We start from the raw sequence: 20,230 nt of genomic DNA on the forward strand, positions 1-20,230 counted from the left end.
GTCATGCCCATGCCTGGATGAGGTGGCCTCCCAGGTTGGGTCAGAGCCCTTTCCTGCGGAAAGGGATCCGACCCGGAGCCGTCAGATCTTCAGATAGATCTTCCGCCGGTCCAGCCACCACGCCACGCCCCACCACAGCGCGACGAACGCCAGCGCCTGCAGCATCGACGCCAGCTCGAGCGCGTGCGGCATCGCGGCGGCCAGTTGCTGCCAGATCCAGCCCCACGCGCCGGTCGCCATCAGCGCCACCGACATCACCGATGCGCCAAGATAGGCGGTAATTGCGTTGACCCCGAAACGGCGGCCCAGCGGCGGCCATCGCTTCTGGTCGATCAACACATGGCCCAGCCACAGCGCCAGCGCGGCCAGGCCGCCGGTCCACAGCACATAGCTGGGCGTCCACAGCTGCTTGTTCAACGGCAGCACCGTGGCCAGCAGCAGCCCCAGCACGGCGGTTGCCACACCCAGGCCAGCCAATGCCGCCGCACGACCGTTGCGCAGCAGGCCACCGGCAATCAGGCCGAGCACGGTACTGGCCAGCGCACCCAGCGTGCTCAGCAATCCTTCCGGGTCATGGCCCAGTCCGGTATCGGCGTGCCACTGGTAGATCCACGGTGCGAACAGCGTGGTGTCCAGGCGGCTGGCCGGGTTGGTCCATGGCGCCAGATCACCGATGCCCATCAGCAGCACGGTGTAGCCCACCAGCAGCGTGACCAGCACGCCCACCTGCACGCGCGGCCGCGCATACACCGCCAGAACACCCACCAACGCTGCGCATACCGCAATCCGCTGCAGCACGCCCCAGATGCGGAAGTGATGGGTATGCAGCGCCCACCAGATCAACAGGTGCAGCAACGCGCCGGCGAGCAGGATGCGCAGTGCACGCTCCAGCACCCCGCGCGCCAATGCTGGCCGTGCAGCGGCATCCAGCGCGCGCGGTGCCACGCTGAAGGCCATCGACACACCCACCAGGAACAGGAAGAACGGGAACACCAGGTCGGTGGGCGTGCAGCCATGCCATTCCGAGTGACGCAGCGGCGCGAACACCGCACTCCAGTCGCCCGGATTGTTGACCAGCAGCATCGCCGCCACGGTGATGCCGCGCAGGGCATCGATCGAGCCCAGACGGCGTGGCGGCGTACTGTTCATCAGGCGGCCTCGTACTGTCCGGCAATCCAGGTACCACGGACCTGCAGGGCGTCGTCCAGCAGCACCAGGTCGGCCTGGTAGCCCTCGGCGATGTGGCCAAGGCGGTCGTCGACGTTGAGGAACTGCGCCGGATAGGTCGACGCCATGCGCGCCGCTTCGGCCAGCGGTTGGCCGAGCAGCTGCACGGTATTGCGCACGGCGGTGGCCATGTCCAGCGCCGAGCCGGCCAACGAACCGGCGGCATTGCGCACCACGCCATCGATGGCGGTGATGGTTTCGCCATACAGCACGTAGCTGGGATCGTCGGCTCCAACCGGCGGCATCGCATCGGTCACCAGCAGCAGGCGACCGCACGGCTTGGCCGCCAACGCCACGCGCAGGCTGGCCGGGTGCACATGCACGCCATCGACGATGATGCCGATCCAGCTGTCGCGATCTTCCAGCGCAGCGCCCACCGCGCCGGGCTCACGCCCTTGCAGCGGCGACATTGCGTTGTACAGATGGGTGAAGCCGCGCACGCCGGCATCCAGGCCGGCGCGGATCTCTTCGTAGGTGCCTGCAGTGTGCCCAGCAGCGACGATCACGCCACGCTCGACCAGCGCACGGATGGTCTCCAGCGGCACGCGCTCCGGCGCCAGCGTCAGCAGGGTCACGCCGTTATCCAGCGACGCGGCCAATGCGATCTCTTCTTCATCCGGCACGCGGAACTTGCTGGCATCGTGCGTACCCTTGCGTGCCGGCGCGATGTACGGGCCTTCCAGGTGGATGCCGATCACGCCCGGCACGCCCTGCGTGATGGCCTCGCGCATCGCACCGATGGCTTCGCGCATTACCGCCACGTCATCGCTGATCAGCGTCGGCAGCATCGCGGTGGTACCGAAGCGGCGGTGCGCCTGCGCGATGGTGCGCAGTGCCGCCACGTCCGGCGTGTTGTTGAACAGCGCGCCGCCGCCGCCATTGACCTGCACATCGATGAAGCCGGGCAGCAGCCAGCCGCCCCCCAGGTCCACCTGCTCGGCCGCGTGGCCCAGCTGCGGTGCTGCGTCGGGCAGCAGCGCGCTGATGCGACCGTCCTCGATCACCACCGCCAGGTCGTCGCGGAACTCATCGCCGGCCAGGATGCGGGCATTGCGCAGCACCGTCACCATCACACCGTCTCCGTAACCTTGTTCAGATGCGGCGGCAGGTCCGGGTTGAAGCCACGGCGTAGCGCCAGCGCATTGATGGCGCGATAGAAGCTCTGCACGGTCAATAGCGGTGCGCACAGCGGATGCGGTGCGGCCGCCACCGGCAGGTTGCCGCCAGCACCGGCCAACCATACCTGCGCGCCGCGTGCGGTGAACTCATCGACCACCGCACGGGTACCGGCGCCGGTTTCGTCCGGCTGGGCGAAGGCCAGCACCGGGAAACCACGATCAACCAGCGCCATCGGGCCGTGCTTCACTTCAGCCGAGCTGTAGGCTTCGGCGTGCAGGCTGCAGGTTTCCTTGAACTTCAGCGCCGCTTCCTGCGCCGCACCCAGGCCCAGGCCGCGGCCGAGCACGAACAGGTTGGTGGCCTCGACCAGGCCCTCGGTCACCGCGCTCCAGTCGCACTGCCAGGCTTCACGCATCGCGTCCGGCAGCAGGTCCAGCGCCGCACGCAGGCTGCTGTCCTGCTTCCAGTACGCGGCCAGCTGCAGCAATGCGGCCAGCGAGGCCAGGTAGCTCTTGGTCGCTGCAACGCTCTTCTCGGGGCCGGCATGCAGCGGGATGACCGTGTCGGCCAACTGCGCCAGCGGTGAATCCTCGACGTTGACCAGCGCGATCACGCGCGCGCCGGCGGCCTTGGCCGCCTCGGCGTTGCGCAGCAGGTCCGGGCTCTTGCCCGACTGCGAAATGACGATGAACAGTGCGCCGCGCAGCTGCAATGGTGCGGCGTAGACCGAGCCCACCGATGGCGAGGCCGACGCGACCACCAGCCCCAGCTGGGTTTCCAGCAGGTACTTGCCATAGGTGGCGGCGTGGTCGGAGCTGCCGCGTGCACAGGTGACCACGAACGGCGGCGGCGCGGCACGCAGGCTGGCGGCCAGGGTTTCCAGGGTGGCGTGGTTGCGCGAGAACTGGCGCGCGACCACGTCGGCCGCTTCAGCGGCCTCGGCGAACATCAGGGTAGCGGTGGGGTCTGACAGCGACATGGCAGGCTCAGGCAGGATCGGAAGGAAGGGGGCGTGCGCCGGCCGGGCGCATCGGCGCGGTCGATCCGCGCACCACCAGCTGCGGCACGAAGCCCTGGTTGTGCAGCGGTGCCGGCGCATCGTCGTAGGCGTCGCTGCGCAGCTGTGCGATCAGCAGGCGCGCGGCATGGCGGGCGATGTCCTCGGTGGCCTGCTTGGCGGTGGTCAGCGGCGGCCACGACTGGCGCGAGAACGGGCTGTCCTCGAAACCGGCAATGGACAGGTCGTAGGGCACGTTCATGCCGGCCGACTTGGCAGCGGCCAGCACGCCGGCAGCGATTTCGTCGTTGGAACCGAAGATGGCGGTAGGCGGTTCGCGCAGCGCCAGCAGGCGGCGCGCGCCACGGAAACCGTCGTCGAAGGTGTAGTCGCCCTGCACCACCAGGTGCTTGTCCACGGTCATGCCGTAGTCCTTCAACGCGGCCTCATAACCGGCATAGCGTTCGCCCGAGGAGCGGTGCGAGCTGCCCCCCCACAGGAAGCCGATGCGCTGGTGCCCCAGCTGGATCAGGTGTTCGGTGATCTCGTAGGCGGCCTCGCGGTCGTCGACGAACACGCAGGCACCGTCGGCCGGATCTTCGGTGGCCGCAATGATGCGCACCAGCTTGATGCCACGCGCGGTCAGTGCCTGGATCAGGTCGCGGCGCTCGGACATCGGTGCGGTCAGCACCAGCCCGGCCAGGCGCGAACGCTGCACCCAGTCAGCCAGTTCATCGGCCAGCAGCGGCGAACTGGAATCGCAGGGATGGATCTGCAGGCCGAACCCGGTCTCGCGGCAGGCGGCGAGCACGCCGTTCTGCACGCCGATGATGTGGTACGGGTTCGGGTTGTCGTAGACCAGCCCGATCACGAAGGTGGTGCCGCTGCGCAGGTTGCGCGCGGACGGATCGGGTTCGTAATCGAGCTCGGCGATGGCACGCAGCACCCGCGCGCGGGTGGCCTGCATCACCGAGGGCTCGTTGTTGATCACCCGCGAGACCGTCTTCAGCGAGACCTTGGCCTTTTCGGCAACGTCCTTGATGGTCGCTCTGCGCATCGGTTTTTCCTGGGGTTGGCTGCCGTCCATCATCGCCGATCAGCTCCGGTCCTGCGGCAGGCCCACGCGGTGGCCCACCACCGAATAGAACAGGATGTACAGGTAGCAGGGCACCATCAGCAGCACGAAGGTCAGCTGGAAATCGATGTGCTGCTTGAGCAGGGCGAACAGCTGCGGAATGATCGCGCCACCGGCGATGCCCATCACCAGCAGGGCCGAACCGGTTTCGGTGAAGCGCCCCAGGCCGCGGATGGCCAGCGGGAAGATGGCCGGCCACATCATGGCGTTGGCAAAGCCCAGCAGGGCCACGAAGGCCACCGACACATAGCCGTGCGTTGCCCACGCGCCCAGGCAGAACACCACGCCCAGCACCGCCGAAATGGTCAGGTAGCGCGACTGCGACACCACCCGCGGAATCACCAGCAGGCCGACCACGTAACCGACCAGCATCGCGCCCAGGGTGAAGGCGGTGAACATCTTGGTCTCGTCCAGCGGCAGGTTGAAGCCATGGCCGTAGGTGCCGATGGCATCACCGGCCATCACTTCCACGCCCACGTACACGAACAGGCACAGCACGCCCAGCCACAGGTGCGGGAACTGGAAGATGCTGCGGCGCTCGACCGCACCGGCGGCCACCGGCGTAGCGTTGGCTTCGGACGATTTGATTTCCGGCAGCGGCGAGAACAGGATCGCCACCGCCAACACCACCAGCAGCGCCGCCATGGCCAGGTACGGGGCATGGATCTTGGCGGCGAACTGGTTCAGCAGCACGGCTTTGGTCGCGGCATCGGCCGCCTGCACCTGCACGTCCAGATCGCCAATGCCATGCAGCACCACCGTGCCGATCAGGATCGGCGCCAGGATGCCGGCGATCTTGTTGCAGATGCCCATCAACGCGATGCGCCGCGCCGCCGTTTCGATCGGCCCAAGGATCGAGATGTACGGGTTGATGGCCGTCTGCAGCAGGGCCAGGCCGCTGCCGATCACGAACAGGCCGCCCAGTGCGCCGGGGTACCAGCGCTGGGTGGCGAATTCGCCGAACAGTGCCGCGCCACCGGCCATCACCAGCAGGCTCAGGCTCAGGCCCTTCTTCATGCCGGTACGGCGCAGGATCCACGACGCCGGCAGCGCCAGGAAGAAGTAGGACAGGTAGAACACCATCAGCACCAGGAAGGCGCCGACCTCGCTGAGCTCGAAGGCGAGCTTGACGAAGGTGATCAACGGGCCGTTGAGCCAGGTGAAGAAGCCGATCAGGAAGAACAACACGCCGACGATGGCGATGGAGGTGGCCACGTTCGGGCGCGCGCTTGCAGCGGGGACGGCGGACATCAGGAGGGCTCCTGCGGCGACAGCCGCAGAACGCGGCGTCGGAGAGTGGCTGGGAACAACGTTGTCACATTCTTTCGGTGGACAACGGCGGTTTGTCAACTTCCATGCACGCCCCTTCAACCTCGTGCTGCACTGCGCAAGTCGATTGCGGTGCTACGCGCTGAATGCGCGCCAGCCCTAGAGCCCCATGCAGCAACGGTTCCCACGTGAACCCGCACTCACGCCATGTAAACGTTTACTGCCTGTCGCATTCGTTGCGGCGCAGCAACGAAAGTGTCACGAACTCGTTGACATCGTTGTCAGCGCGGTTACAGACTCCGCCCCAACCGCTGCCCCCGATCCCGGGGCCAGCCCCACCTGCAGCAGGAGCCCGCGTGACCGCCAGCCACCCCGCCCCGTCGCATGTCCTGTCCCGCGTCGCGCCCTCGTTCCTGGCCGCGGACGTCGGTGGCACCCATGTGCGCGTGGCCCGGGTCCAGGCCAGCGGCGATGCCGCCCATCCGGTGCAGGTGCTGGAATACCGCAAGTACCGCAACGCCGACCATGCCGGCCTCAGCGCGATCCTGTCCGACTTCCTCGGCGAAGGCCCGCGGCCCACGCATTGTGTGGTCGCCAGCGCCGGCTACGCCCGCGAGGACGGCACGGTGATCACCGCCAACCTGCCGTGGCCGCTGTCGGCACGCCAGGTGGAGGCCGATGTCGGCCTGCAGCGGGTCTACATCGTCAATGACTTCGAAGCGGTGGCCTATGCCGCCGCGCAGGTGGACGCCAGTGGCGTGCTGCACCTGTGCGGGCCGGACACCGCTGCGCGTGGCCCGACCCTGGTGGTCGGTCCCGGCACCGGCCTCGGCGCCGCGCTGTGGATCCCCACTGCGCACGGCCCGGTGGTGCTGCCGACGGAAGCCGGCCAGCCGACCCTGGCCGCCAGCACCGAACTGGAAATGGCCATCGTCCGCCACATGCAGCGCGACCGCGCGCACGTGTCGATCGAGCATGCGATCTCCGGCCCGGGCCTGATGAACCTGTACCGCGCGGTGTGCGCGCTGCAGGGGCAGGCACCGACGCTGGCCAGCCCCGATGCGGTCACCGCCGCCGCCATGGCCGATACCGATGCACACGCGCGCCAGGCGCTGGATGTGTTCTGCGGCCTGCTCGGCAGCACCATCGGCGACATGGCCCTGTTCTATGGTGCCCACGGTGGCGTCTACCTGGCCGGCGGCATCCTGCCGCAGATCCGCGAATACCTGCACGCCAGCACCTTCGTCGAACGCTACCTGCAGAAGGGGCCGATGGGCGAAGCACTGGCACGCATCCCGGTGAAGGTCGTCGAACACGGCCAGCTGGGCGTGGTCGGCGCTGCCAGCTGGTACCTGCAGCAGCAGTCGGCCGCCTGACACCGCAACAGGCTTCAACGCAATCGCAGCACGCAGTACGTGGCACGCCAACGCACGGGACTTCGCCGCCGCCCCGCGCATGTCATCGCAACCGTTATCGAACACCGCCGCCGGCATCCAATCGAGTGATGAGGAGAGACATCATGAATACCCGCAAGACCCTGCTTTCGGCCGCCATCGTCAGCTGCATCGCCTTCAGTGCGCACGCGCAGCAGGCTGCCCCGACCGCCACCGACCTGGACACCGTGACCGTTACCGGCATCCGTGGTTCGATGGAAAAATCGCTGGACACCAAGCGCGAAGCCAATGCGCGCGTGGAAGTGGTCACCGCCGAGGACGTGGGCAAGCTGCCGGCGCACAACGTCGCCGACACCCTGCAGCGCCTGCCGGGCGTCAACATCAGCTCGTCCAGCGCCGATGAAGGCGGTTTCGACGAAGCCGACCGTGTCAGCCTGCGCGGCACCAGCCCGAGCCTGACCCAGACCCTGATCAACGGCCACACCGTCGGTTCGGCCGACTGGTTCGTGCTCAGCCAGGGCAACAACGTCGGCCGCAGCGTCAGCTACTCGCTGCTGCCGTCCGAACTGGTCAGCTCGGTGGAAGTGAACAAGTCCTCGCAGGCCAAGCTGCAGGACGGCGGCACCACCGGTACCGTCAACATCATCACCCGCAAGCCACTGGAATTCTCCAAGCCGTTCACCGCGGAAGGCTCGATCGGCCTGGTGCGCTCGGACCAGGCCAAGTCGAACGACCCGCAATATTCGGCGCTGTTCAACTACAAGAACGACGAAGGCACCTTCGGCGTGATGGTGCAGGGCTTCAGCCAGAAGCGCGAACTGCGCCGTGAAGCGCAGGAAATCCCGGGTGGCTTCTTCAAGATCGGCGCAAACGATCCGGTCGCCAAGACCAATCCGGACCTGATCGGCGTCAACGTTCCGGGCCTGCTGGGTTCGACCCTGTTCGAACAGACCCGCGAGCGCAAGGGCGGCCTGGTCTCGCTGCAGTTCAAGCCGAGCGACAGCCTCACCCTCGGCCTCAATGGTTTCAGCTCCGAGCTGAAGGCGAACAACTACAACCGCAACTTCATGATGTTCGGCAACAGCTTCGCCAAGTCGCAGGCGCCGGATCCGGGCTATGTGGTCAAGGACGGCGTGCTGACCAACGCCAACTACAAGGGCGTGCCCGGCACCGACTATGCGGTGTACGACATGATCTACCGCGAGTCGAAGGCCAAGTCGAGCTATGTCACCTTCGATGCCGACTGGCAGATCAGCGACAGCCTGACCGCCAAGTTCCAGGCCGGCAGCACCAAGGGTACCGGCGAGACGCCGCGCCAGTACATCGCCGAGGTCACCCTGGCCAACGGCGGCGGCGCCAGCTGGGCTACCCACGGCAATGGCTCGCCGATCGACTGGAACGTCGGCGGCGACATCTCGCCCAACGGCGTGACCAGCTTCGGCACCTGGGGCAACCAGCAGGTCACCGCTGAAGACAAGGAGAAGTGGGCCACGCTCGATTTCAACCAGTACTTCAACGATGGCGGCGTGCTGAGCTCGATCGACTTCGGCCTGCGTTTCGCCGACCACAAGCGCGAAGCGCTGTCGCCGGAAGGTGCAACCCCGGGTGACATCTGGAGCGCGCTGAAGAACGGTGCGACGGCCAACTATCCCAGCGGCTTTGCCGGTGACATCGGCGGCACCTTCCCGCGCAACCTCTGGTACTTCACCCCGGGCGCGCTGAAGGACGCGGTGACCAACAACTCCACCTGGCTGGCCGGCAATGATGGCCCGACCGGTCGCCACAACTATGGCGCCGAGTGGAAGGTGAAGGAAAAGAACTTCGCCGGCTACGTGCAGGCCAACTTCCGCGGCGACTGGTGGAGCGGCAACGTCGGCCTGCGCTACGTCAACATCAAGCAGGACATCGACACCTACAACGCCGTCAGCAAGGCCGCCGATGCCGATGTCAGCAGCCTGTTCGGCATGTGGGAGCGCCTGGCCTTCCAGAACAAGCGCAACCGCGTATTGCCCAGCGCCAACATCAAGTTCGACCTGGACGACTCGCTGGTGCTGCGCGTCGCCGCCTCGCAGACCCAGACCCTGCCGGACTACTCGGCACTGGGTGCCTCCTCGTACGGTTCGGACCTGAACCGCACCGGCGGCGGTGGCAATCCGAACCTCAAGCCGACCCTGTCGACCAACCTGGACGCCAACCTGGAGTGGTACTTCATGCCGCGCGGCCTGCTGTCGGTGGGCGCGTACCACATGAACCTGAAGGACTACATCGCCTTCGACGTGGTCTCGCGCCAGCTGTACAGCGAACTGACCAACCAGCTTGAGACCTACCAGATCTCCACCCCGATCAATGCCGACGGCAAGGTCACCGGCGTGGAAGTGGCCTACGAACAGCCGATCGGCGAGTACTTCGGCGTCAATGCCAATTACACCTACGCCAACGGCACCACCTCGCACACCTGGTCGGACGGCTCGCACAATCTGCTGGGCACCTCGAAGAACACCTACAACGTGGGTGCCTACTTCGAGAACGAGCGCTTTGGCGCCCGCGTCAGCTATACCCGCCGTTCCTCGTTCCTGATCAGCCTGTCGGGCACCAATCCGTACTACCAGGATGACTTCGGCACGCTGTCGGCGTCGCTGAGCTACAAGGCCACCGACTGGCTGAGCATCACCCTGGATGGCCTGAACCTCAACAACCCGACCTACAAGTACTACCAGACCGCGGCCATCCCGACCTCGTTCTACAGCAACGGTCGCCAGTACTACCTCAACTTCCGCTTCAAGTACTGATCCAGCGGCGGCAACATCGCCGAGTCGTGCACGCACGCCGGGCCTGGGTCATTCCGGGCCCGGCGTTTTTCATGTATAGCGTTCATCGCACCGTTCCAAGGAGTCGTACCGATGGTCAAGCCTTCCCGCGCCCGGATGCGCAGCGCAGTGCTGCTGGGCAGCCTGCTCGCCCTGTTGCCGGCACTGCCGGCACTTGCCGCCGACCCCATGCCGGCCGCTGAGGCACCCGGCCCGCAGCTGCGTGCCGGCAGCCTGATGCTGATTCCCGCCCCCAGCAATGTGCAGCCTGGCCAGGGCAGCGGCATCACCGTGCGCGCCGATACCGTGCTGCAGGCCGAAGGCGAGGCCGCACAGCGCGTCGCCAGCCAGTTCGCCGACCTGCTGGCGCGCAGTGGCGGCCCGCGCCTGGGGCTGGCCAAGGGCAAGGCGGCGGCCAGGACCGGTGGCATCCGCTTCCAGATCGTGCCCACCTTCCGCGACAGCGGCGAGGGCTACACGCTGGAAAGCACCGCACAGGGCGTAGTGGTACAGGCCGGCAACGAAACCGGCCTGTTCTACGGCGCAACCACCCTCGCCCAGCTCGCCACCGGCGGCAGCAACGGCGTGCTGCCAGCGGTGCAGATCCAGGACGCGCCACGCTTCAGCTGGCGCGGTTTCATGCTCGACTCGGCGCGGCATTTCCAGAGCCTGGACGAGATCAAGCGCGTGCTCGACGCAATGGCCGCGCACAAGCTCAACACCTTCCATTGGCACCTGACCGATGACCAGGGTTGGCGCATGGAGATCAAGCGCTATCCGAAGCTGACCGGAGTGGGCAGCTGCCGCCTGCCGGCCGGCGACGGTGGCACCGATCCGGGCACTGGCAAGGAGCATCCGTATTGCGGCTTCTACACGCAGGACCAGATCCGCGAAGTGATTGCCTATGCCGCGAAGCTGCATATCCAGGTGATTCCGGAAATCGATGTGCCGGGGCACGCGACCGCAGCGATTGCCGCATACCCGGAACTGGGTTCGATCAATACCCCGCTGAAGCCGATCAGCGAATGGGGCGTGTTCCCGAACCTGTTCAACGTGGAAGACAGTACTGTCACCTTCCTCGAGAACGTACTGGAGGAAGTGATCGAACTGTTCCCGGCCAAGTACGTGCACGTCGGCGGCGACGAGGCGGTCAAGGACCAGTGGGAAGCCTCCAGGCAGGTCCAGCAGCGCATGCGTGCGCTGGGCATCAAGGATGAAATGGCCATGCAGAGCCACATCATCAAGCGCCTGGAGACCTTCCTGGAGGAGCACGACCGGCGCCTGATCGGCTGGGATGAAATCCTTGAAGGCGGGCTGCCGCCGCAGGCCACGGTGATGTCCTGGCAGGGCACCGAAGGTGGCCTGGCCGCGGCCAGTGCTGGCCATGACGTGGTCATGTCGCCCGTGGGCTACCTCTATCTGGATTACCTGCAGACGGCCTCGCCGAACGAACCGCCGGGCCGCCCGGCCCAGGTCAACCTCGGCAAGCTGTACAACTTCGAGCCCGTGCCGGCCGAGCTGGCCGCTGACAAGCGCGGGCACATCCTCGGCCTGCAGGCCAACATGTTCACCGAACACACGCGCACCTATGCGCGCCTGCAGCACAACCTGTTCCCGCGCCTGGCCGCGGTGGCCGAGACCGGCTGGAGCACGCCGGAGCATCGCGACTTCCGCGATTTCCTCGCGCGCCTGCCCGCGCAGCTGCAACGCTACCGCGCCTGGGGCCTGGCCTACGCGCAGACCCCGTTCGAAGTGGGCGTGGACTACACCGACAACCGCGCCGCCAACACGGTGACCGTGTCGCTGGCCAACCCGCTGGGCTATGAGGTGCGCTACAGCACCGATGGCCAGCCGGTGACGGCGCAGTCGCCGCTGTACCAGCAGCCGCTGACCAGTACGCTGCCGACCACGGTGCAGGCCGCCGCGTTCTACCAGGGCCAGATGCTGGCGGCGAAGCCGACGGTCGCGGACTTCAGTGCGCAATCGCTGCTCAGCCGCGGCAGTGACGAACTGCTCAGCTGCGTAGGCAAGAAGGGGCTGGTGCTGCGCCTGGAAGACGATGGCCCGCGCGAGGGAAACCGCGCAGTGTTCAACGTGGACATCTTCCAGCCATGCTGGCGCTGGCCACAGGCACAGCTGGACGGCATCGGCAGCGTGGAAGTCCGCGCGGGGCGTATTCCGTACTACTTCCAGCTGGCCCACGACGAGCCCAAGCGTCGCTTCGAGAAGGCCAAGCGTGCGCATGGCGAGATGCTGGTGCGTCGCGGCGACTGCAGCGGCAAGGTGCTGGCCGAAGTGCCGCTGCCGGCCACGCCGGATGCCGATGGCTTCGTGACGCTGCGTGCGACGCTGCCGAAGGGCTCCCAGGGCACCGGTGACCTGTGCATCAACTTCACCGGCGACACGCGCCCGGCGATGTGGGTGCTGGATGAGGTCACGCTGGGGAAGTAACGGCAGGCCTGTCCTGGCACAATCGATCCACGCATGGCGTGGATCTACTGTAGAGCCGAGCCCATGCTCGGCTGCCTTTGGGATGAAGCCGAGCATGGGCTCGGCTCTACAGGAACTTTACCCGCGCCAGCGCAGCAGCAGATCGCGCAGCGGGGTCAGTGCCGTAGCCAGGCCGGCCAGCACGCCGATCGTGTTGGCCAGCGCGTCCATCGGATCGGCCATACGGTCATCGGTCAATGCGCCCTGCGCGAACTCGATGCCGATCCCCATCAGCACCAGGCCCACGCCCACCCACAGCAGCGGACGTCCGCGCCGGAACAGCTGTACCGCGCTGCCAGCCAGGATGAAATAGGCGAGGAAGTGCTCACCCTTGTCGCCGTTTTCCGGCAACGGAATCGGTGGCGGTGGGATCAGGCAGACCACGATCACCAGCAACACCGCGCTGAACCACAGTGCGGTCCACAGCCGCGGCCGCCGCAGTGGCTTGATCAGCGGCAGCGCATCGTTCACAGGCGCCAGCTCAGGTCACCCAGCTCGAAGGCGGGCTCGAAGTCGACGCCGCGCTGCAGGCCGATCGCCTGGAAGCGCTCCCCCATCTCGGTCGGCAGGGTCAGCTTCTTCACCTGGTCGCGCAGCTGGATACGGCCGACTTCATCGGTGCGCTCCTCGGCCAGCGACAGCACCTGGTCCAGGCCGTTGCCGAGCAGGAAGCTGGCCTGGCTGCAGTAGCCCGCCAGCTCGAAACCGCCGTGCATGCCGGCCTCGGCCATCGCGGTGAAATCCACCGACGCGGTGATGTCCTGCAGGCCCGGCCATCGGTGCACGTCGTTGTGCACGTGGTGGCGGTAGAACGCGCGTACGGTGCCCTCATCGCGGTCGTGCTGGTAGAACTCGCCACGGTTGTAACCGTAGTCGATGAACAGCATCGCGCCGCGCTGCAGGCCGCCCGCCACCGCCTGCAACCAGTACGGCAGCTGCGGCAGCACCTCGGAACGGTAGCCCTCGGCGAAGGGGCGCTCCAGGTAGCGCTCGATGTGGCGCACCGCACCGTTGAGCAGGATGTCGGCCGGCTGCGCACCACGGATGAAGTTGCCTTCGGCGTCCAGTTCCACGGTTTCCTCGTAGACCTCGCCATCCCGGATCAGGAAGCGCGGCGTCGGCAGCGCGTCGATCACTTCGTTGGCAAACACCACGCCCTCCCAGTCCTCTTCGAACGGGCGATCGACCCAGTCCACGCGTGCGGCCAGCTCGGCCGGCAGGTTCTGCTGCAGGCGCTGTTGCTGGCGCTCGCGCAGGTCGGCGCTGGGTTCGAGGATGGCGTAGCGCGACGGCAGCGCGTCCAGCTCGGCCAGGCGCAGCAGCACCGCTTCGGCGAAGGCGCCGGTACCACCGCCCAGTTCCAGCATCCGCGCCTGCGTACCCAGCTGGGCGAACACCAGCGCCAGCGCGTTGGCCACGCTGCCGGCGAACAGGCTGCCGAGCTCGGGCGCGGTGGTGAAGTCGCCACTGCCGCCGAATTTGCTGGCGCCGGCGCTGTAATAGCCCCAGCCGGGGGTGTACAGGCACAGCTCCATGAAGCGGGAGAACGGCATTGCCCCGCCCTGCGCAAGGATTTCGGCGCGCAGGGCAGCGGCCAGCTGGTCGCTGTGGGCCAGGGCATCGGCTTCGGGCAGGGGGAAGGTGGGCTGCATGGCGTCTTCGAATGCGGTGACAATGGTGCACAGGATAGCCGAGCCTTGGAGGACCCTCGATGAGCGATACCCACCCCGTGGTCCTGATCACCGGCAGCGCGCGCCGGATCGGTGCGGCCATCGCCCGCCAGTTCCACGCCTGTGGCTGGTCGGTGGTGCTGCACGCCAACACCTCCAGCGCCGAGCTGCAGCAGGCTGCGTTCGATTTCGACAACGTGCGCCCGGGCAGCGTGCTGGCCCTGCAGGCCGACCTGCGTGACGCCGACGCCCTGGCCGATCTGGTCGAACAGGCCGTCACCCACTTCGGCCGCCTGGACGCGCTGGTCAACAACGCCTCCAACTTCTTCCCCACCCCGCTCGGCCAGGTCACCGCCGAGGCGATGGACGCGCTGTATGCGGTCAATGCACGCGCGCCGCTGCTGCTGTCACAGGCGGCAGCGCCCTACCTGCGCCGCCAGCAGGGCTGCATCGTCAACCTCACCGACCTGCACGGCACCGACCCGATGCGTGACCACATCGCCTACACCATGGCCAAGGCCGCGCTGGAGATGGCAACGCGCGCGCTGGCGCTGGAGCTGGCGCCAAAGGTGCGGGTCAATGCAGTAGCACCGGGTGCGATCCTGTGGCCGGAACAGGGCAAGGATGATTTCGCCCGCGAAGCGCTGCTGGCACGCACGCCTTTGGCGCGGATCGGCACCGTCGAGGAGATCGCCGAGGCGGTGTACTGGCTGGTGGCCGAGGCCAGCTTCGTCACCGGCCACACCCTGCGCGTGGACGGCGGGCGTACGGTCAGCTGAAAGGTTGCCGGGGTCCACAACGGGGTCAGATCCCTTTTCCCGGCGGGAAAAGGGATCTGACCCCGTCACTCCAGATCCACCACCTCGAATGCCTCGCCAAACTGCGGGTGCGCGCGCCACAGCGTGGCCAGGTCCTGGCCGCTGACCGGGTCGATGAAGCCCGGCGCGATGTCGGCCAGCGGCTTCAGCACGAACGCGTGCTTCAGCTCCGGCCGCGGGATGCGCAGGTGCCCCGGGCCTTCCAGCACCAGGTCGCCATAGAACACCACGTCGATGTCCAGGGTCCGGTCGGAGAAGCGCGGCCCGCTGCGGTCGCGACCGTGCGCGTCTTCCAGCGCGTGCAGCCAGTCGTCCAGTTCCTGCAGCGGCAGATCGGTCTCGATCGCCACCGCATTGTTGAGGAAGGCCGGGCCATCGAAGCCGACCGCGGCGGTACGGTAGGCCGGCGATACCTGCAGCGCGCCGAAGCGCTCGCGCAGGGCCGCCACCGCGGCGTGGAGGTAGCGGCGGGGCTGGACATTGCTGCCCAGGCTCAGGAGCACGGTCGTCATGCGGTTCAGGTGGCAGCAATGGGGGCGTGGACATGCCGTCGTCACGGCGGCCTGCCTACAATCCGGGATGCACATGATAGGGCACCGACATGACCTATTGCGTTGGAATCGAGGTGGACGAGGGCCTGGTCTTCGCTGCCGACACCCGGACCAATGCCTCGCTGGACGATGTGCGCGTGCATCGCAAGCTGCACGTGTTCGAGTATCCCGGCCAGGCAGCCTACGTGCTGATGGCGGCTGGCAACCTGGCCACCACCCAGCTGCTGGTGTCGCGTCTGGGCCGCGACGCCGCAGAGCGGCGCGTGCCCAACCTGCGCGACATGCCCCACCTGTTCGAAGCCGCCGAGTACGTCGGCCAGCTGCTGGTGGACAGCCAGGTGCACACCAACCACAGCGAACATGGCCACGATGGGGTCAATACCCAGGCCACGCTGATCTTCGGCGGGCAGATCGCCGGCGAGCGCCCCGGGCTTTACATGATCTATCCGCTCGGCAACGCCATCGCCGCCTCGCCGGAGACGCCCTACCTGCAGATCGGTGAATCCAAGTACGGCAAGCCGATCCTCGACCGCATCCTCAGCCCGGCCACGCGCCTGGAGGATGCCGCACGCACGGCGATCGTCTCGTTGGACTCCACCATCCGTTCCAACCTGTCGGTGGGCCTGCCGATCGACCTGGCGCTGCTGCGCGACGGCGAACTGCGCATCGGCCAGCAGCTGCGGCTGGGTGCGGATTCCACGCTGTATGCGGACATCCACCAGAACTGGTCGCGGCGGCTGGAACAGGCAGTGGACGCCCTGCCGCGCTTCCCCTGGGAAACCAACGGACGGTAGTGCCGGCCGCTGGTCGGCAACCGCGTTGATCCCACCACACAGGGATGCCGGCCAGCGGCCGGCACTACCGCGACATCAGCCCAGCGCTTCGGACACCGCGCGGAACACCTGCTGCATCTGCAGCGGCTTGCGCAGCACGTGCACCTGCACGCCAGCGGGAAATGCATCGGCCGCCACCTCCACCGCTGCGTCTTCCAGCACCAGCGCCGGGCCGCGATAGCCCAGCGTGGCCATCTCGCCCAGCAGCTGGCTGGCCGGCAACAACTTCGAGCCGGCGTCGGCAATCACCAGCGCCGGCATTGCCTCCTGCTGCATCCAGCGCAGCGCCGCCGGGCCATCGGAGGCCAGCTGCAGCTGATATCCCTGGCTTGACAGCGCATTGCCGAGCAACGACAGGCGCGTGGCCTCGCCATCGACCACCAGGATCGACTGGCCACTGCCCAGGGCCACCAGCTGCTCGATCGGCTCACTGCCGTCGCTGGCTTCGTGCATCGGCAAGTGCAGTTCGAAGCAGGTGCCCTGCCCCGGCTGGCTGCTGACATGGATGCTGCCGCCGGCACCTTCGACGATGCGCTTGCAGGAAATCAGGCCCAGGCCGGTGCCGTCGGCCTTGGTGGTGAAGAACGGATTGAACAGGTGCGACAGCGTGTCTGCATCCATGCCGATGCCTTCATCGGCCACGCAGATCCGCATCCAGTCCACGCCATCGCGCTGGCCGGCATGGCTGGCGGTCAGGCTCAGGCGACCGCCGTTGGGCATCGCCTGGATCGCGTTGAGCGCCAGGTTCAACATCACCTGCTGCAGCTCGGTGTAGTTGGCATCGACCACCAGGCCTTCGTCCTGCACCTGCAGTTCCAGGCGCACGGCATCGGGCACGTTGCTGCGCAACAGCAGTGCAACCGCATCGAACAAGCCATCGATCTCGATGCGCTCGCTCGGCTTGCGCGAACCGCGCACGAACGACAGCATCGATTCGGCCATCTCATGGCCACGGCGACCGCACTCGGCGATGACATCGGCCAGGTGGTGCAGCTGCGGATCCTCGGTGCGCGCCTTCAGCAGGTCCGGCATGATCAGCAATGGCTGCAGGATGTTGCGCAGGTCATGGCTGAGGCCGGCAGCAAGCAGCGACAGGCTTTCCAGGCGCTGCGCGCGCATCAGCTCGGTTTCCACCCGTGCACGCTCCACCGCGCTGCGTGCATCGCGGATCGCACGCGCCACCGCCGACGGCAGGCGCGCCGGCAGGTGCTTGATGATGTAGTCATTGGCGCCCTTCTGCAGCGCCGCCACCGCGTTCTCCTCACCCATCGTGCCGGAGACGAAGATGAAGGGCACGTCCGGCGAGGTCTCGCGCACGATGCGCAGCGCGTCATCACCGGAGAACCCCGGCATGCTCAGGTCGGACAGCACGATGTCCGGCTGGAACGCAGCCAGTGCCTGGCGCAGTTCCGCCTCGCTCTCGACACGCTCGAAGCGGGCGTCCAGGCCCGCGTCGAGCATCTGTTCGGACATCAGCTCGGCATCCTCTGGTGAGTCTTCCACCAGCAGGATGCGCAGCGCCCCCAGGGCGGGACCGGTCAGGGGCATGGGTTCACTCGAGTTCCGGTGCCTGGTTGATCAACGCCCAGAACTTGCCCAGGGTCTGCACCGCGCCGAAGAACTGGTCCACGTCCACCGGCTTGACCACGTAGGCGTTCACGCCCATGTCCCAGCTGCGGGCCAGATCGCTTTCCTCGCGCGAGGACGACAGGATCACCACCGGCAGGCGCTTGAGTTCTTCATGCTCGCGGATCTGCCGAAGCACTTCCAGGCCATCCATGCGCGGCATCTTGATGTCCAGCAGCAGCACCGCCGGCAGGCCTTCCTCGCGATTGGCGAAGGCGCCGCGGCGCAGCAGGTAGTCCATCACTTCCACGCCGTCTTCGACGTGCACGATGGGATTGGCCAGACGCGCCTCTTCCAGGGCATCGATCGCCATTTCGGCATCCGCCGGGCTGTCTTCGGCGAGAAGAATGGTGCGCAGAGTGGTCATGCAGAAGGCCCTTGTTTGTCCGCGTCGATCGCGGGAGGCAGGTAGAAGTGGAAGGTGGCGCCGACGTCCGGTTCGGCCTCGGCCCAGATACGGCCGCCATGGCGGGTCAGCACGCGGCGCACGCTGGCCAGGCCGATGCCGGTACCCGGGTAGTCGCTGGCCTTGTGCAGGCGCTGGAATACACCAAACAGCTTGCCGGCGTAGGCCATGTCAAAGCCTGCACCATTGTCGCTGACCGTGAACTGATGGCCGCCATCGGGCTGCGGCTGGTAGTCCACGCGAATCTTCGCCGGCTCGCGGTTGCCCGAGTACTTCACCGCGTTGCCGAGCAGGTTCAGCCAGACCTGGCGGATCATGTTCTCGTCGCCCACCACGATCGGCAGCGGCGCGATGCTCCACTCCACGTGGTGCGCATGGCCGCTGTTCTCGGCCTCGGCCTGCAGGTTGGCATCGAGCATGGCGCGGGTATCGGCCACCAGCGACTGCATGTCCACCGCCTGCTGGCGCATCGCCGCGCGGCCCAGCCGCGAATAGACCAGCAGGTCGTCGATCAGCGCCGCCATGCGCCGGGCCGAACTGGAGATCACCTCCAGGTAATGCCGGCTCTTGTCATCGGCGGCGTCGCCGAGGTGGCGCGACAGCTTGTCGGAGAATCCGGCCACGTGGCGAAGCGGCGCACGCAGGTCATGCGAAACCGAGTAGCTGAAGGCTTCCAGCTCGCGGTTGACCTCGGACACCTGCGCGACCTTGCCCTCCAGCTGGCGGTTCAGCTCCTCCACGCGCAGCTGCACTGCGCGCTGCATGGTGACGTCGCTGATGGTCAGCAGCACCACTTCGTCATCGGTGTCGGGCAGCGGCATGCGCCGTGCGTTGAGCAGCATGTAGCGCACCATGCCATCGGCGGTACGCTGCTCATGCTCGAAGTCCCACAGTTCGCGGCCACGCGACAGCACATCGGCCAGGCGCTGGCGCACCACCGGATCCCGCCAGGCGCCGTCGCCGATGTTTTCCAGCAGCAGGCCATCGGCGCGCTCGTCCTGCAGGTCATACAGTTCGGCGAACGCCGGGTTGTGCAGCTGCACGCGCAGGTCGCGGTCGAGCAGCACGATCGGTTCGCGCACGGTCTGCAGCACCGACGCCGCGCGTGCGGCCGAGCGCAGCGATTGCCGTTCCGCATGCAGGCGGCGGCCGATCTGCCGCTGCAGCAGCCACAGCACCAGGCCGAGCAGGGCCAGCTGGATCGCCAGCGAACTCCACGACACCAGTTCGGTCTGCTTGCGCTGGCGCGCGGCCTGCTGGGCGCGCAGTGCCAGCAGATTCTGCTCGCTGGCCTGCAGCTCCTCCACCAGGCCACGGATCGGATAACGCGTGCTCAGGTCCTGCACCAGCTCACGCTGGTCGGAGTTCGGTTCGGACCGGGCCAGCTCGCGGGCAAGCGCCATGCGGCCTTCGAGCATCGATTCGATCCGACCAATGCGGATCAGCTGATCGGGATTGTCACGCGTCATCCGGCCCAGTTCGGCCAGGCGCCCGGGGATCTCGTTGGCCTTGGCCATCCGCTCGCGCAGGCCGGGCGCATCCACGCCCTTGGACAGGGTCAGGGCGGCGGATTCGACGTCGCGCACATCGGCCTGCAGCTGTTGCAGCGCCACACCAACGGACTGGGTGTGGTTGACCCAGGCCATCGCCTCTTCGCTGTCCTGCTGCAGTTTGCGCAGGGTCAACCACGGCACCACGATGATCGCGGCAGCCGCCAGCGCCAGGGCCGGCAACCGCCAGCGGTCCCAGATGTCGTCACTGAAAACCAGCGCCATAGTTCCTCGTCAGCACGGCCGCGGAGCGGGACCCGGGACGAGCCCGGCTGCGGCGGAACCGGCAATATAGCGCAGGCGGTCACAACTCTGGAGCCCAAAGCGCGGCAGGCTGA

General features: G+C 67.1%; 16 protein-coding genes. 5 read left to right on the forward strand and 11 right to left on the reverse strand.

Going from position 1 to position 20,230, the window contains the following annotated elements; genetic code table 11:
- Window positions 1-81: 81 nt before the first annotated feature.
- Genes AC5P6H_RS01740 through AC5P6H_RS01760 form a run of 5 tightly spaced genes read right to left on the reverse strand, consistent with a single transcriptional unit; the run spans window position 82 to window position 5,729 of the window.
- Window positions 82-1,149, reverse strand: a complete 1,068-nt coding sequence (locus AC5P6H_RS01740) for an acyltransferase family protein (RefSeq protein ID WP_495202268.1) — start codon at window positions 1,147-1,149, stop codon at window positions 82-84.
- Window positions 1,149-2,297 carry an N-acetylglucosamine-6-phosphate deacetylase gene (gene nagA, locus AC5P6H_RS01745; RefSeq protein WP_111205669.1) on the reverse strand — a complete coding sequence of 383 codons (1,149 nt, stop codon included), beginning with the start codon at window positions 2,295-2,297 and terminating at the stop codon, window positions 1,149-1,151. The genes AC5P6H_RS01740 and nagA overlap by 1 nt, the downstream gene beginning before the upstream one ends.
- Window positions 2,297-3,325 carry an SIS domain-containing protein gene (locus AC5P6H_RS01750; protein ID WP_049439950.1) on the reverse strand — a complete coding sequence of 343 codons (1,029 nt, stop codon included), beginning with the start codon at window positions 3,323-3,325 and terminating at the stop codon, window positions 2,297-2,299. The genes nagA and AC5P6H_RS01750 overlap by 1 nt, the downstream gene beginning before the upstream one ends.
- A 7-nt stretch (window positions 3,326-3,332) precedes the next feature.
- Complete coding sequence (locus tag AC5P6H_RS01755) at window positions 3,333-4,400, reverse strand: LacI family DNA-binding transcriptional regulator (RefSeq protein ID WP_005411045.1); 1,068 nt, start codon at window positions 4,398-4,400, stop codon at window positions 3,333-3,335.
- Between the two features lie 39 nt (window positions 4,401-4,439).
- The gene (locus AC5P6H_RS01760; RefSeq protein ID WP_445978705.1) at window positions 4,440-5,729 is read right to left on the reverse strand and encodes a sugar MFS transporter; all 1,290 of its coding nucleotides are present in this window, start codon (window positions 5,727-5,729) and stop codon (window positions 4,440-4,442) included.
- Window positions 5,730-6,103: 374 nt separating this feature from the next.
- Here AC5P6H_RS01760 and AC5P6H_RS01765 point away from each other — a divergent pair, with 374 nt between their 5' ends.
- The 3 genes from AC5P6H_RS01765 (at window position 6,104) to AC5P6H_RS01775 (ending at window position 12,399) form a co-directional block, all read left to right on the forward strand.
- Window positions 6,104-7,123 (forward strand): glucokinase family protein, encoded by a 1,020-nt coding sequence (locus tag AC5P6H_RS01765; protein ID WP_401734249.1) that lies wholly within the window; start codon window positions 6,104-6,106, stop codon window positions 7,121-7,123.
- Between the two features lie 143 nt (window positions 7,124-7,266).
- Window positions 7,267-9,930: a TonB-dependent receptor gene (locus tag AC5P6H_RS01770; protein WP_032960229.1), complete on the forward strand. Its 2,664-nt coding sequence runs from the start codon at window positions 7,267-7,269 to the stop codon at window positions 9,928-9,930.
- Window positions 9,931-10,041: 111 nt separating this feature from the next.
- A complete protein-coding gene (locus AC5P6H_RS01775; protein ID WP_495202269.1) occupies window positions 10,042-12,399 on the forward strand; it encodes a beta-N-acetylhexosaminidase in 2,358 nt (785 codons plus the stop codon).
- A 117-nt stretch (window positions 12,400-12,516) separates the two neighbouring features.
- Here AC5P6H_RS01775 and AC5P6H_RS01780 read toward each other — a convergent pair whose 3' ends face one another.
- Together AC5P6H_RS01780 and AC5P6H_RS01785 are read right to left on the reverse strand one after the other, a co-directional pair.
- Complete coding sequence (locus tag AC5P6H_RS01780; RefSeq protein WP_495202270.1) at window positions 12,517-12,909, reverse strand: VanZ family protein; 393 nt, start codon at window positions 12,907-12,909, stop codon at window positions 12,517-12,519.
- Window positions 12,906-14,090: a class I SAM-dependent methyltransferase gene (locus AC5P6H_RS01785; protein ID WP_495202271.1), complete on the reverse strand. Its 1,185-nt coding sequence runs from the start codon at window positions 14,088-14,090 to the stop codon at window positions 12,906-12,908. The genes AC5P6H_RS01780 and AC5P6H_RS01785 overlap by 4 nt, the downstream gene beginning before the upstream one ends.
- Before the next feature lie 59 nt (window positions 14,091-14,149).
- On the opposite strand from AC5P6H_RS01785, the gene AC5P6H_RS01790 reads away from it, so the two are divergent.
- On the forward strand, window positions 14,150-14,887 hold the full coding sequence (locus AC5P6H_RS01790) for a pteridine reductase (RefSeq protein WP_014648427.1): 738 nt from the start codon (window positions 14,150-14,152) through the stop codon (window positions 14,885-14,887).
- A 65-nt stretch (window positions 14,888-14,952) separates the two neighbouring features.
- On the opposite strand, the gene folK is transcribed toward AC5P6H_RS01790, so the two are convergent.
- Window positions 14,953-15,438, reverse strand: a complete 486-nt coding sequence (gene folK / locus AC5P6H_RS01795) for a 2-amino-4-hydroxy-6-hydroxymethyldihydropteridine diphosphokinase (RefSeq protein WP_014648428.1) — start codon at window positions 15,436-15,438, stop codon at window positions 14,953-14,955.
- Window positions 15,439-15,527: 89 nt separating this feature from the next.
- Here folK and AC5P6H_RS01800 point away from each other — a divergent pair, with 89 nt between their 5' ends.
- A complete protein-coding gene (locus AC5P6H_RS01800) occupies window positions 15,528-16,271 on the forward strand; it encodes a proteasome-type protease (protein WP_046432549.1) in 744 nt (247 codons plus the stop codon).
- A gap of 75 nt (window positions 16,272-16,346) precedes the next feature.
- Here the strand turns inward: AC5P6H_RS01800 and AC5P6H_RS01805 are convergent, their stop codons facing one another.
- The 3 genes from AC5P6H_RS01805 to AC5P6H_RS01815 are packed head-to-tail and all read right to left on the reverse strand — an operon-like array spanning window position 16,347 to window position 20,117.
- The gene (locus tag AC5P6H_RS01805; RefSeq protein ID WP_046432552.1) at window positions 16,347-17,858 is read right to left on the reverse strand and encodes an ATP-binding response regulator; all 1,512 of its coding nucleotides are present in this window, start codon (window positions 17,856-17,858) and stop codon (window positions 16,347-16,349) included.
- A gap of 4 nt (window positions 17,859-17,862) precedes the next feature.
- Window positions 17,863-18,303, reverse strand: coding sequence for a response regulator (locus tag AC5P6H_RS01810; protein WP_005411057.1), 441 nt, complete (start codon window positions 18,301-18,303; stop codon window positions 17,863-17,865).
- A complete protein-coding gene (locus AC5P6H_RS01815; protein ID WP_046432554.1) occupies window positions 18,300-20,117 on the reverse strand; it encodes a sensor histidine kinase in 1,818 nt (605 codons plus the stop codon). The genes AC5P6H_RS01810 and AC5P6H_RS01815 overlap by 4 nt, the downstream gene beginning before the upstream one ends.
- Between the last annotated feature and the right edge of the window lie 113 nt (window positions 20,118-20,230).

The sequence above is a fragment of the Stenotrophomonas sp. YJH_SMC_110 genome, assembly GCF_059369255.1.